The sequence below is a fragment of the Pseudomonas sp. A34-9 genome (genome assembly GCF_029543085.1).
Taxonomy (GTDB): domain Bacteria; phylum Pseudomonadota; class Gammaproteobacteria; order Pseudomonadales; family Pseudomonadaceae; genus Aquipseudomonas.
Window position 1 is genome coordinate 6008445 of sequence record NZ_CP119967.1, and the last position, 13676, is coordinate 6022120.

The 13676-nt window shown below is 60.5% G+C and carries 13 protein-coding genes; 5 read left to right on the forward strand and 8 right to left on the reverse strand.

What is annotated here, in order from left to right; translation table 11 throughout:
- Positions 1-445: 445 nt before the first annotated feature.
- The 7 genes from P3G59_RS26995 to P3G59_RS27025 all read right to left on the reverse strand — a co-directional run bounded on the left by P3G59_RS26995 (position 446) and on the right by P3G59_RS27025 (position 8894).
- The gene (locus tag P3G59_RS26995) at positions 446-1012 is read right to left on the reverse strand and encodes a GNAT family N-acetyltransferase (protein ID WP_277759633.1); all 567 of its coding nucleotides are present in this window, start codon (positions 1010-1012) and stop codon (positions 446-448) included.
- Between the two features lie 115 nt (positions 1013-1127).
- Positions 1128-1898 (reverse strand): electron transfer flavoprotein subunit beta, encoded by a 771-nt coding sequence (locus P3G59_RS27000; RefSeq protein ID WP_277759634.1) that lies wholly within the window; start codon positions 1896-1898, stop codon positions 1128-1130.
- 9 nt (positions 1899-1907) lie between these two features.
- On the reverse strand, positions 1908-3128 hold the full coding sequence (locus P3G59_RS27005) for an electron transfer flavoprotein subunit alpha/FixB family protein (RefSeq protein WP_277759635.1): 1221 nt from the start codon (positions 3126-3128) through the stop codon (positions 1908-1910).
- On the reverse strand, positions 3128-5077 hold the full coding sequence (gene dgcB / locus P3G59_RS27010; protein WP_277759636.1) for a dimethylglycine demethylation protein DgcB: 1950 nt from the start codon (positions 5075-5077) through the stop codon (positions 3128-3130). The genes P3G59_RS27005 and dgcB overlap by 1 nt, the downstream gene beginning before the upstream one ends.
- A 154-nt stretch (positions 5078-5231) precedes the next feature.
- Positions 5232-7292: a dimethylglycine demethylation protein DgcA gene (gene dgcA, locus P3G59_RS27015; protein ID WP_007911244.1), complete on the reverse strand. Its 2061-nt coding sequence runs from the start codon at positions 7290-7292 to the stop codon at positions 5232-5234.
- A 15-nt stretch (positions 7293-7307) separates the two neighbouring features.
- Positions 7308-7838, reverse strand: a complete 531-nt coding sequence (locus P3G59_RS27020) for a DUF5943 domain-containing protein (RefSeq protein WP_005792152.1) — start codon at positions 7836-7838, stop codon at positions 7308-7310.
- A 78-nt stretch (positions 7839-7916) separates the two neighbouring features.
- Positions 7917-8894 carry a dipeptidase gene (locus tag P3G59_RS27025; protein WP_027610650.1) on the reverse strand — a complete coding sequence of 326 codons (978 nt, stop codon included), beginning with the start codon at positions 8892-8894 and terminating at the stop codon, positions 7917-7919.
- Between the two features lie 234 nt (positions 8895-9128).
- On the opposite strand from P3G59_RS27025, the gene P3G59_RS27030 reads away from it, so the two are divergent.
- From P3G59_RS27030 to P3G59_RS27040, 3 genes are all read left to right on the forward strand, one after another.
- Complete coding sequence (locus P3G59_RS27030) at positions 9129-9530, forward strand: lysozyme inhibitor LprI family protein (RefSeq protein WP_277759637.1); 402 nt, start codon at positions 9129-9131, stop codon at positions 9528-9530.
- A 102-nt stretch (positions 9531-9632) separates the two neighbouring features.
- Positions 9633-9956: a helix-turn-helix domain-containing protein gene (locus P3G59_RS27035; RefSeq protein WP_277759638.1), complete on the forward strand. Its 324-nt coding sequence runs from the start codon at positions 9633-9635 to the stop codon at positions 9954-9956.
- 29 nt (positions 9957-9985) lie between these two features.
- Complete coding sequence (locus P3G59_RS27040; protein WP_277759639.1) at positions 9986-10402, forward strand: DUF3010 family protein; 417 nt, start codon at positions 9986-9988, stop codon at positions 10400-10402.
- A gap of 95 nt (positions 10403-10497) precedes the next feature.
- Here the strand turns inward: P3G59_RS27040 and P3G59_RS27045 are convergent, their stop codons facing one another.
- A complete protein-coding gene (locus P3G59_RS27045; RefSeq protein WP_027610647.1) occupies positions 10498-11442 on the reverse strand; it encodes a GlxA family transcriptional regulator in 945 nt (314 codons plus the stop codon).
- A 207-nt stretch (positions 11443-11649) separates the two neighbouring features.
- On the opposite strand from P3G59_RS27045, the gene P3G59_RS27050 reads away from it, so the two are divergent.
- Complete coding sequence (locus P3G59_RS27050; protein WP_277759640.1) at positions 11650-12594, forward strand: choline ABC transporter substrate-binding protein; 945 nt, start codon at positions 11650-11652, stop codon at positions 12592-12594.
- A 120-nt stretch (positions 12595-12714) separates the two neighbouring features.
- On the forward strand, positions 12715-13602 hold the full coding sequence (locus tag P3G59_RS27055; RefSeq protein ID WP_093429893.1) for a 3-keto-5-aminohexanoate cleavage protein: 888 nt from the start codon (positions 12715-12717) through the stop codon (positions 13600-13602).
- Positions 13603-13676 lie beyond the last annotated feature (74 nt).

Here is a 13676-nt window from a genome sequence, read left to right on the forward strand (position 1 = left end):
GATCACTTCCCTGTAAGCCACGTTCCACGTGACCTGTAGCGGATGGCGAACACGTTATCCACAGAAGCGCCAACAGAGATCGGGGGTAACTTTATGGTATCTGTGGAAAAACCTTGGAGGCTGTGTGAAATCGGGGTTTACATAGGGATTTCCAGCTGAAACAGGTGAATTGACTATTTTTTGATCAAACCTTTGAAAGCCACGTTTTACATGGTCCCCAGCGGATAGCGAACATCTTATCCACAGAAGCGCCAACAGAGATTGGGGGCAACTTGTTCAGTTATCCAAGAGAAAAAGCCCTGAAAATCCGTGACTTAGGCTGGTTGTTTTTTGATCTGCGGCCTGCAAGCCACGGTTAACGTGACTTGCAGTGAAGCGCGAACACGTTATCCACAGACTGACCAACAGGGATTGTGCGTAAAACCCTGTCAGTGGATAACCAGCATCATGCGCGGTGCATCAGATACGCAGCACCTGTCACCCGGATCATCGGATGCGGCGTCACCTGGCAGGTTTTGACGATGATGAAGCCATGCCGTTCATAGAACCGCCGCGCGCCGGTATTGGCGGCATAATCGATCAGGCTCAGGCCTTTGAGCGCGAGTTGATCGGCGCGCGCCTGGGCGTGCTGGAGGAACCGTACTCCCAACCCTTGATTGCGCCAGCCTTCATGCAGCGCCAAGCTGGAGATGTACAGCGTGTCCGCCACTTCCATATCGGCGTAAGGCGCCAGCACTGGATCGGTGGGCGGTGTCGGGTCTGGGTCTTCGCGTGTGACATAGCTGTGCATCATGCCAACGACGCGGCCCTCGGCTTCGGCAATCAGGCAGTTCTGCCAGGAAAAGTCCACATCGTCGCGGGCATAACGCCGCTCGCCGACATCCAGCAATGGCTCGCCCGGCTCCGCCAATTGACTCCAGATGTAATCCGAAGCGCCCTCCGAGGAAATCTGAAACAAACGCGCAATGTCGCGCGCATCCGTGCGCCGGGCAGGTCGAAACTCAACAGTCATTCACTTAATTCCTTGTGTAGTGAGTGGCTTTTCTAACCTGCGTCTGAAAACGGCTGCAATCAGATGCACAATGTTTTTCATGTCAAAAAATGACCTAAAAGATATTGGGGGATTTTCAGCGCACCACACCTTCTTCGATCAGCAACTTGAGGATGGCCTCGGCACCGGCCTGCGGGGTCACGCCTTTGAGCACTTGTCCACCGCCGCCACTGGCTTTGGCGGTCGCGGCCTTCATGCGGTCGGCACCGCTTTTGGCCTTGATCACTTTCAGGCGTTTGGGCCTTGGTTTGGCCGGTTGCAGGGTGGCGACCGACAGGAGTTCGTCGTCGACAACCTCGACATCCGCAGCCGCCAATACACCGCGCCGCGCCGGGCCATAAGCGCTTTGCCGAGGCTTCGGCGCAGCGTTATCCACAGTCGCCAGAAACGGCAGCTTCACTTTCAACCGCCGCCGCTGCCCACGGGGCAATGCTTGCAGCACCAGTGCCGAACCGTCATTGATCGACTCGACCTGCGCCAGCCCGACCACCAACGGCCAGCCCAATCCTTCGGCGAGCAAAAACGGCAGCATCCCCGACCCTTCACCGGTTTCCGCCTGACTACCGGTCAGCACTACCTGCGCCCCGGCCTCGCGCAGATACGCGGTCAGCGCCGGCAGCGCATCGGCGCCAGCCGGTTGCTCCAGCACGTGCATCTGCTCAAGACCCATGCCCAAATAAGCACGCAATGCCGGTTCCGTAACGTCGCCGGCATGCAGCACTTGCAGGTTATCCCCAGCCAGTTGCAAACCGAGCTCCACGGCACGCGCGTCCTGATCAGCGCGGCGCGGCCGGCCCGAGGTCGGGTGGGCGCCGATTGAAACCAGACTGATAATCTTCGTGTTCATAGCGTTTCCTTAAGCCGCATCGCGCTTGGCGTCGTTGCGGTAAGCCGCGACGGCCTCGATCAACGCCTGAAGAATCTCTGCGCTCTCGCCGATCACCGAGAGGTCGGCGCGCTTGATCATGTCGCAACCCGGATCGAGGTTGATCGCCACCACCTTGTCGCAGGCACCAATGCCTTGCAGGTGCTGGATCGCACCGGAGATACCCACAGCCACGTAAACCCGCGCCGTGACCCAGGTGCCCGACGCGCCGACCTGGCGATCACGAGCCATGAAGCCATCGTCCACCGCCACCCGCGACGCGCCCTCAGTCGCTCCGAGTGCTGCCGCTGTTTCGTGGAATAGCTGCCAATCCTTGACGCCGTTACCGCCGGAGAAAATGAATTCGGCTTCGGCCATCGGAATTGCCGCCGGGTCCACCGCCACCGCACCGAGATCTTCGATCCGCGACAGACTGCGCGCGACACTTGTGGATAACTCTACCGGCAAGGCTTCATGACGGGTTTCGCTGACCGGCTCGGCGCATTCGGCGGCGGCCAGAATCAACCGCGCGACCGGACGGGCGAGGTCTTGCAGCCCAGCGCCAGCGCGGCCAATACATTCCTGATCCTTGACCTGCCAGACCCGCGTTGCCGGGCGCTCGCCCAGTGCAGCGGCAAAGCGCCGACCCAGTTCACCGCCACCGCTGCGACTGTCCGGCAGCAGCCAGTGGCGTGGGTTGAACTGGTTATCCACAGCGCGCAAACCTTGCACTCGCTGTTCCGGTGCATAACCGCTGAACTGGTCGCCTTCCAGCACCAGCAAGCGATCGACGCCGGCGGTCGCGAAAGCGTTTTCCTTATGCTCGCCAAACACGACTGCCAACACCGCACCGTCCGTGCCGGCGAGTTGATGGGCAAGGCCGAGCAGATCACGGTCGTGGCTGCTCAAGCGGCCGCCGACCATGTCCGGTACCACGCTGATGTAGAACGCCGGGGCCGGCACTTGATGCAGCGGCAATTGCACCTCAATCGTGGCCGAACGTTTGACCGCCCCGCCCTGCTGCGCGCCGCTGCGGTCGATACGTTTAACACCGTTGGGACCGATAAAACCGATGCCGTGCAGGTTCTTGCGAATGACGCCGTTGGGCCCCATCCAGCTGTGTTGCGCCGGTTGCATGGCCGCGTGCAGCGGGTGCAAACGGTTACGCGCTATCCATTCGGCGCGCGGGTCGCGGCGGATAATGTCGCTCATCAGTGGGCCTCCGCAGGTTCACGTTTGGCCGGGGTGGCAGGCTTGCCTGGCGCAGCGTCTTCGAGCAGCGCGTCGGCCACCAGTTCGGCGATGTCCTTGATCAGCGGACGTGGTTCGACCACGCCTTCGAGCATCGCCGTGCACTGTGGACAACCCACCGCCACCAGTTCGGCGCCGGTTTCGCGAATGTCTTCCATGCGCATGTCGGGAATCCGCTGTTTACCCGGAATGTCGGTGATCGGCGCCCCACCGCCACCGCCGCAGCAGCGCGAACGGAAGCCGGAACGTTGCATCTCTTTGACTTCGATACCGAGGGCACGCAGCACTTCACGTGGTGCTTCGTACTCGCCGTTGTAGCGGCCGAGGTAGCACGGATCGTGATAGGTCACGCTGTTGCCTTTGTGCTGGCCGAGATTGAGTGCGCCGGCCTGAATGATTTCCGCCATATAGGTGCTGTGGTGCTGCACCAGGTAGTTGCCATCAAACGCGCCGTACTCGTTTTTCAGCACATGGAAACTGTGCGGATCGCAGGTGACGATGCGGTTGAAGCTGTATTTGGCCAGGGTCTGGATGTTGCGTTTGGCGAGCAACTGGAAGGTCGCTTCATCGCCGAGACGCCGCGCGACATCACCGCTGTCACGCTCTTCGAGACCGAGCACGGCGAAGTCGATTTTCGCCGCTTTCAACACTTTGACGAAGGCGCGCAGGGTGCGCTGGTTGCGCATGTCGAAGGCGCCGTCGCCGACCCAGAACAGCACGTCGGTGGATTTCTTTTCGCTGAGCAGATTGAGGTTCAAGTCCGCAGCCCAGTTCATCCGCCCGCCCGGTGCAAATCCGCCAGGGTTGTCGGTGGCAATCAGGTTTTCGAGGACTTCGGCGCCCTTGTTCGGGGTCGCGCCTTTTTCCAGGGTCAGGTGCCGGCGCATGTCGACGATGGCATCGACGTGCTCGATCATCATCGGGCATTCCTCGACGCAGGCGCGACAAGTGGTGCACGACCACAGGGTTTCGGCGTCGACCAGACCGTTGACGATCGGTTGATGCGGATTGCCCGCGTGTTCACCGATTGGTTTGCCCGGATATGGGCTACCGGCGAATTTCGCGTCAGTGCCGCCAGCCAGGCCGACGACCATGTCCTGAATCAGTTTTTTCGGGTTCAGTGGCTGACCGGCAGCGAACGCCGGGCACGCCGCTTCGCACTTGCCGCACTGCACGCAGGCGTCAAAACCGAGCAACTGGTTCCAGGTGAAATCCTTGGGTTTTTCCACGCCCAGCGGCGCTGATGGATCGCTCAGATCCAGCGGTTTCAAACCGGTGGAACGACCGCCGCCAAAGCGTTCGGCGCGACGGTGCCAGGCCAGATGCAGGGCGCCGGCGAAGGCGTGCTTCATCGGCCCGCCCCAGGTCATGCCGAAGAACAATTCCGACACGCCCCATAGCACGCCAAGCCCCAGAATGACCGCGAGCACCCAGCCGCCGAAGTTCTCCGGGAGGATCCCGGCCACAGGCAATGTCAGCAGAAAGAACGACGCCGAGAACGCCAGCAGGCTCTTCGGCAGGCGCATCCACGGGCCCTTCGACAGCCGAGCCGGCGGGTTTCGTCGACGCAAATAAACGAAGATCGCGCCGACGAACATCACTGCCGTCATCAGCAGCAAGGCATAACCAAGAATGCGGTTATGCAGGCCGAAACCGTGCACCAGCAGCGCCAGCACAATCGACGCCACCGCACCGCCGGCCGTGGCCACGTGGGTGTTGGCAATGTATTTGTCCCGCGCCACCACGTGGTGCAAGTCGACCATGTAACGCTTGGGCATGGCGAACAGGCCGCCGATCAGATCGACCTTCGAGGCCCGGCCCCGACGCCACATGGCCACCCGCCGCAATGCGCCGAGGACACCAAGGCCCAGGGCTGCGAACAACAGGATTGGAAGAAGGGTGTTCAACATGGTGAAGCTCCCACCAGTACAACCTGGAGAAACACGATCCGCTTTACTGTGGGAGCGAGCCTGCTCGCGAAAGCGGTGGGTCGGTCGACATCATCGTCAACTGACAGATTGCATTCGCGAGCAGGCTCGCTCCCACAGGGTTTGGTGCAAGCCCTTAGAAATCCTTGCAGAGCCGCAGGGCGTCATAGATCGCGGCGTGGGTGTTGCGCTGCGCCACGCAGTCGCCGATGCGGAACAGCAAGTAGCCGTCGCCCGCCTCGCTCAACGAAGGTTGTGGCTGGATCGCAAACAACGCTTCAACATCGATCTGACCCTTGTTGCGCGAGCCTTCTTTGAGCGCGTAGTAGATTTCCTCATCCGGACGCACGCCGTTTTCCACCACCACTTGATCGACCACCCGCTCCTCTTTGGCGCCGGTGTATTCGTTCTCCAGCACCGCGACCAGTTTGTCGCCTTCGCGGTAGACCTTCTCCAGCATCATGTCGCCGGTCATGATCACTTCTTTCGGGTACATGCTGCGGTAGTAGGTCGGGAACGACGTACCGCCGATGGCCACGCCCGGTTTGATGTCGTCGGTGACGATCTCGACCTGGCTGCCTTTGTCGGCGAGGAAGTCGGCGACCGACATCCCGGTGAACTCGCAAATGGTGTCGTAGACCAGCACGTTCTTGCCCGGCGCCACCTTGCCGTCGAGCACGTCCCAGCTGCTGACCACCAGCCCTTCGGCAGCGCCCCAGTGTTCGTTCTGCTCCAGGTACGGATGCCCGCCGACCGCCAGCACCACCACGTCCGGACGCAAGTCCATGATGGTGTCGGCATCGGCCGCCGTGCCCAGGCGCAGATCGACTTTCAGCCGCGCCAGTTCCAGCTGGAACCAGCGTGTGATGCCGGCGATCTGGTCACGCTGCGGCGCTTTCGACGCGGTAGTGATCTGCCCGCCGATGAATTCCTTCTTCTCGAACAGCGTCACGTCGTGGCCACGCTCGGCGGCAACGCGGGCCGCTTCCATCCCGGCAGGGCCGGCACCGACGATCACCACTTTGCGTTTCGGCCCGGTGGATTTCTCGATGATGTGCGGCACACCCATGTATTCACGGGACGTGGCGGCGTTCTGGATGCACAACACATCGAGACCTTGATACTGGCGATCGATGCAATAGTTGGCGCCGACGCACTGTTTGATCTGGTCGATCTGGCCCATCTTGATCTTGGCGATCAGGTGCGGGTCGGCGATGTGCGCGCGGGTCATGCCGACCATGTCGACGTAACCGCCCTCAAGAATCCGTGTGGCCTGGTTCGGGTCCTTGATGTTCTGTGCGTGCAGCACCGGCACCTTGACCACTTCCTTGATCCCGGCGGCCAGATGCAGGAACGGCTCCGGTGGATAACTCATGTTCGGAATCACGTTGGCCAGGGTGTTGTGGGTGTCACACCCCGAGCCGACGACGCCGATAAAATCGAGCATGCCGGTGTCGTCGTAATACTTGGCGATCTGCTTCATGTCTTCGTGGGACAAGCCGTCCGGGTGGAACTCGTCACCGCAGATACGCATGCCCACGCAGAAGTCGTCACCGACCTCGGCGCGCACGGCTTTCAAGACTTCCAGACCGAACTTCATCCGGCCTTCGAAGGTGCCACCCCACTCGTCGGTACGCTTGTTGACGCGCGGGCTCCAGAACTGGTCGATCATGTGCTGGTGCACCGCCGACAGTTCGACGCCGTCGAGCCCACCGGCCTTGGCCCGGCGCGCAGCCTGGGCGTAGTTGCCGATCACCCGCCAGATTTCTTCCGGCTCGATGGTTTTGCAGGTCGCACGGTGTACCGGTTCACGGATGCCCGACGGCGACATCAGGGTCGGCCAGTGGAAACCGTCCCAGCGCGAGCGCCGGCCCATGTGGGTAATCTGAATCATGATCTTGGCGCCATGCTTGTGCATGGCGTCGGCGAGATTCTGGAAGTGCGGAATGATCCGGTCGGTGGACAGGTTGACCGAACTCCACCACTGCTGTGGGCTGTCGATGGCGACCACGGAAGAACCGCCACAGATCGCCAGGCCGATGCCGCCCTTGGCTTTCTCTTCGTAATATTTGACATAGCGCTCGGTGGTCATGCCACCGTCAGTCGCGTAGACCTCGGCGTGCGCGGTGCTGAGCACGCGGTTGCGGATGGTCAGTTTGCCGATCTGGATCGGCTGGAACATTGCTTCGAAAGCCATGGCGGGTTCCTCGACTTACAACGGCTTGACGGTGAACAGGCCGTCGTCGTGGCCTTCTTCGGAGCCACCGTAGACTTGCTCGGCAACCGTGCGAATCTTGCTGCCGCGCGCCTCAAGAATCTGATCCATGGCCCCGGCAAACCAACCGGTGAACATGTAATCGACCTTGCGCCCGACCTTGCCGTAGACGTAGACGAACGCCGAATGTTCGAGCTTGACGCTGGCGGTGCCTTTGTCGAGGTCGATGTCCTGGATCTTGAACAGGCCCCAGCCGCGTTGCGACAGGCGCTTCATGTAGTGCTCGAACACCGCGACGCCTTCCAGGCCGTGGCATTCAGCTTCTTTTTCGCACCAGTGCCAGGCTGACTTGTAGCCGGCCTTGTAGAGGATCTCGGCGTAGGCGTCAGCGCCCAGTACTTCCTCGATACCCATGTGGTTGTTGACGAAGAAGTGACGCGGTACGTAAAGCATCGGCAGGGCGTCGGAGGTCCAGACACCGGTTTCGCTGTCGACTTCGATTGGCAATTGCGGGGCGATCTTGGCCATGGAAACTTAACTCCAGAAAAATTTGTGTATTGCCCCCGGCGCGGACGGCCGGGGGAAAGGATTCAGAAGTGCGGTGGCTTATTCGCCCCAGACGTCCTTGAGAACGTTGACCCAGTTTTCGCCCATGATCTTGCGCACCACGCGCTCGGAATGGCCGCGCTTGAGCAGGGTTTCGGTCAGGTTCGGGAACTCGCCGACGGTGCGGATGCCCAGCGGGTTGATGATCTTGCCGAAGCTGGTCAGACGGCGGGCGTAGCCCTTGTCGTGGGTCAGGTATTCGAAGAAGTCCTGACCGTGACCCTGGGTGAAGTCGGTGCCGATGCCGATGGCGTCTTCGCCGACAATATTCATGGTGTATTCGATGGCTTCGGCGTAGTCGTCGATGGTCGAATCGATGCCCTTGGCGAGGAACGGCGCGAACATGGTCACGCCGACAAAACCGCCGTGGTCGGCAATAAACTTCAGTTCTTCATCGGACTTGTTGCGCGGGTGCTCTTTGAGGCCCGAGGGCAGGCAGTGGGAATAGCACACCGGTTTTTTCGATTCGAGGATGACTTCTTCAGAGGTTTTGGAACCGACGTGGGACAGGTCGCACATGACGCCAACGCGGTTCATCTCGGCGACGATTTCGCGACCGAAACCCGACAGGCCGCCGTCACGCTCGTAGCAACCGGTGCCGACCAGGTTCTGGGTGTTGTAGCACATCTGCACGATGCCGACGCCGAGCTGCTTGAACACCTCGACATAGCCGATCTGATCTTCAAAGGCATGGGCATTCTGGAAGCCGAAGAGGATGCCGGTCTTGCCTTGTTCTTTGGCGCGACGGATGTCGGCGGTGGTGCGCACCGGCATCACCAGGTCGCTGTTTTCGCGGATCAGCTTCTGGCTCGCGGCAATATTGTTCACGGTCGCCTGAAAGCCCTCCCACACCGACACCGTGCAGTTGGCTGCCGTCAGACCGCCCTTGCGCATGTCTTCGAACAGCTCGCGGTTCCATTTGGCAATGATCAGACCGTCGATAACGATGCTGTCGGCGTGTAATTCGGCTGGGCTCATCAGGCGTCCCCTTATTGGCGATTCATGCGCCGAATCGTCTGCCGGCGCTTTGGGGCCAGCATATGCCTCGGTGCCGGGGCGACCGGGTGCAAAAACGACAGGGGAATTGCCGAAAGCGTCAATCCGCGACAAAGGGTCGCCGGACGCTCCGATCAGCTACCTGTTCAAGCCCGCCAGCTTGAGCCAGAATCTCCGGCATCTTGGATACACCACTGGATTAGAGCGGCGACAACAATGAAATCGATCTTTCTGGCTTTGGCACTGATGGCGACCGGCGTACACGCCGCCGAAGAGTCCGACAACAACCCCTGCGACGCCGTCGAAAACGACGTGCAGACCCTGGAATGCTCGACCTACAGCCGCACCACCGCCGAAGACCTGCTCAAGGACAACTACGCCAGCCTCAACGAACGCATGCAGACGGCTTACGGCAAGAACCCGACGCAACTGGCGGACATCACCGCCAAACTGAAAACGGCGCAACAGCAGTGGCTGAAGACTCGCGATGCCGATTGCGCGGTGGAAGCGTTCCCGGCGACGGCGGGGAGCAAAGCGTTCACGATTGCGCAGAATGATTGCATCGCGCGGATGAGTGATGAACGGTCGGAGTTTTTGGAGTCGATTGGGCAGGAGTGATCCTGACCACTCGTAACATGCCGTCAATTCTTGTTGATTGGCCTTGGGAGAAATATAAGCAAAGATTCTGAAATCTTATAAAAGGCTTATATTTATCCGAATATGAAGTTACCCACAGATATCCAAATCATCAACAACGCTGATGGCAAACCAGCTTTCGTCGTCATCCCTTACGCGCAGTACGTTGCGCAGAAAATGCAGCCCGACTTGATTCCCCATGAGGTCGTCAGTCGGATGGTCGACGGCGCGACACCGATCCGTGCCTGGCGCGAACACCTCAATCTGACTCAGGAAGAAGTCGCCAAACGCATGGGCATTTCGCAACCGGCGTTCGCCCAGCAGGAAACCGTCGCCAAGCCTCGCAAGGCTACGCGTGAGAAAATTGCATCGGCGTTCGGCATCACCGCCAATCAGCTAGAGCTGTAAGCTGCCCTCTTCACTTCAAGGAATCCCCCATGAACATCTGCGGCATTGAAATCAAAGGCAGCGAAGCGATCATCGCCGTGGCCGCTCTCGACGGTCCGGCGTTGAGCCACGTTCCCCTTGCTACCAAGAAGATCGCCCTCGAAGACGATGACGAGGCGGCCAACGTGAAGCTGTTCGCGGCGCAGGTGGCGTCGTTTGTGCGGGAGAATTCGGTTGACCGGATTGCGATAAAGAAGCGCAGCAAGAAGGGTGAATTTGCCGGTGGCCCGACGACGTTCAAGATTGAAGGGATTTTGCAGTTGCTCGATGGCTGTGAGGTGACGTTGTTGTCGCCGCAGACGATCAATGCGCAGGCGAAAAAGCATAATTTTGAGCTGCCGGGGACGTTGAACAAGTATCAGCATGAAGCTTATAAGGCTGCGTGTTCGGCGTTGGTGAAGAAGTAACCAACAGCAAGATCAAAAAGATCGCAGCCTTCGGCAGCTCCTACAGGGCAATGCATTCCAAAGTAGGAGCTGCCGAAGGCTGCGATCTTTTGATTTTAGGCCTGGGCGGTACGGCGGTCTTCACGGGGGCAGCGCGCAAAGCGTGCCCGGTAGCTGCGGGTGAAGTACGACGGTGATTCAAAGCCGCAGGCGATGCTGACTTCGAGCACGCTCATGTCAGTCTGGCGCAGCAACTGCCGGGCCTTTTCCAGGCGCAGGCGCAGATAGAAATTGCTCGGTGTATCGTTCAGGTGCAGCCGAAACAGGCGCTCCAGTTGCCGCCGCGTCACCTTGATCGATTCCGCCAATTGCAGCGTGGTCAGCGGCGGTTCGCTGTGTTGTTCCATCTCGCCGATCACCTGCACCAGTTTCTTGTTGTTGATCCCGTAACGCGTGGCGACTTCCATGCGCTGGTGATCTTTGCGCGGTCGAATGCGCCCCAGCACAAACTGCTCGCTGACCTGAATCGCCAGCTGCGGGCCATGCGCCTGGGCGATCAGATCGAGCATTAGATCGATAGAAGCCGTACCGCCCGCCGAGGTGATGCGCCGGCGGTCGATCTCGAACAGCTCTTGGGTCACGCTGAGCTGTGGATAAGATTCCTTGAAGGCGTCGATGGCTTCCCAGTGCAGGGTCAGGCGATGACCGTCAAGCAGGCCCGCTTCAGCGAGGACAAAGCTGCCGGTGTCGATGGCACCGAGGGTCACGCCTTCGTTATCCAGCCGCCGCAACCAGTGTTCAAGGGTTGGCGTGGCGAACTTCAACGGCTCAAACCCGGCCACCACCAACAACGTCGCCCCTTTCTTCAGCGGCTCCAGCGCCGCATCGGCGTTGACCGACATGCCATTGCTCGCCAGCACCGCCCCGCCATCGGCACTCAGCACATGCCAGCGGTACAACTCGCCGCGAAAGCGGTTGGCCACCCGCAGCGGTTCGATCGCAGAGATAAAGCCGATGGCGGAGAACCCCGGCATCAGCAGAAAGTAGAAATCCTGAGACATGTGCGCACTCGATTCGCGGGTAACGAGAAGGAGGGTAGCGTGGCTCGTTGATACGCCGATTGTCGTCGGCGTTCAAGCGCACAGGTCGCTACAGTGCAAATGCCAGTCGCCGCAGTGCGTTTTCACCGGGGCATTGCTGCGTAACTTTGCATCACCGGCGCATCAGACGCCGGGAACCACAATAAACGACCTGCCGAGGAACCCGACATGAAACGACTGATCAGCAGCTGTGTTCTTGCACTCAGCGGTACCGCTTTCTTGAGCGCCAGCGTCATGGCGGCCGACCCGGCATCGTGCCAGAACGTACGCATGGGCGTGGTCAACTGGACCGACGTGATCGCCACCAGTGCCATGACCCAGGTCCTGCTCGACGGCCTCGGCTACAACACCAAACAGACCAGCGCCTCCCAGCAAATCATTTTCGCCGGGATCCGCGATCAGCGCCTGGACTTGTTCCTCGGTTACTGGAACCCGCTGATGACCCAGACCATCACCCCGTTCGTCGATGCCAATCAGGTCAAAGTACTTGAAGCGCCGAGCCTGAAAGACGCCCGCGCCACTCTCGCGGTGCCGACTTATCTGGCGGACAAAGGCCTGAAAACCTTCGCCGACATCGCCAAGTTCGAAAAGGAACTGGGTGGAAAAATCTACGGCATCGAGCCAGGCTCGGGCGCCAACACGCAAATCAAGGCGATGATCGCCAAGAACCAGTTCGGCCTCGGCAAGTTCCAGTTGGTCGAGTCCAGCGAAGCCGGGATGCTTGCCGCCGTCGACCGCGCCGTGCGCCGTAAAGAAGCCGTGGTGTTCTTCGGCTGGGCGCCACACCCGATGAACGTCAACGTCAAGATGACCTATTTGACCGGCAGCGATGACGCCCTCGGCCCGAACGAAGGCATGGCCACCGTGTGGACGGTGACCGCGCCGAAATACGCCGAGCAGTGCCCGAACGTGGGCCGTCTGCTGACCAACCTGACGTTCACCGCCGAAGACGAGAGCCGGATGATGCAGCCGCTGCTCGATCACAAGGACGCCTTCGAATCGGCCAGGCAATGGCTCAAGGATCACCCGGAAGACAAGCAGCGCTGGCTTGAGGGTGTGACCACGTTCGATGGCAAACCGGCCGCTGAAAACCTGCAGCTGACCAGTAAATAACCCTCTTATTTAAAGGCCCCTCACCCTGGCCCTCTCCCATAGGGAGAGGGGCCTTACCGAAGCTTCGCAGCCGCGAAAAGGGCTGCGGACAGACCCATCACGCCTGAAGGAAACCGCACCATGAACCACGACGTCATCATCACCTGCGCACTCACCGGTGCTGGCGACACGACCGCCAAGAGCCCGCACGTGCCGGTCACCCCGAAACAAATCGCTGCAGCTGCGGTGGAAGCAGCCAAGGCCGGCGCCACCGTGGTGCACTGCCATGTGCGCGACCCGCAGACCGGCAAGTTCAGCCGTGACGTGGCGCTGTACCGCGAAGTGATGGAGCGCATCCGTGAGGCGGACGTAGACATCATCGTCAACCTCACCGCCGGCATGGGCGGCGACCTGGAAATCGGCGCCGGCGAAAACCCGATGGAGTTCGGCCCGAACACCGATCTGGTTGGCCCGCTGACCCGTCTCGCCCACGTCGAAGCACTGCTGCCGGAAATCTGCACTCTCGATTGCGGCACCCTGAACTTCGGCGATGGCGACACTATTTACGTCTCCACTCCGGCGCAACTGCGGGCCGGCGCCAAGCGCATCACCGAGCTGGGCGTGAAGGCCGAGCTGGAAATTTTCGACACCGGTCACCTGTGGTTCGCCAAGCAGATGATCAAGGAAGGTTTGCTCGATAACCCGTTGTTCCAGCTGTGCCTGGGCATCCCGTGGGGCGCACCGGCGGACACCACGACCATGAAGGCCATGGTCGATAACTTGCCGGCGGATGCGGTGTGGGCCGGGTTCGGGATTGGCCGGATGCAGATGCCGATGGCCGCGCAAGCGGTGCTGCTGGGCGGCAACGTGCGGGTCGGGCTGGAAGACAATCTATGGCTGGACAAGGGCGTGCTGGCGACCAACGGCCAACTGGTCGAACGCGCCACCGAGATCCTCAGCCGCCTCGGTGCCCGCGTGCTGACCCCGGCGGAAGGCCGCAAGAAAATGGGCCTGACCCAGCGCGGCTAACCCTCAGCTCAAAAAACGGGGCTCTGACTGCCCGCCAATTTCACCTGTAGGAGCTGCCGAAGGCTGCGATCTTT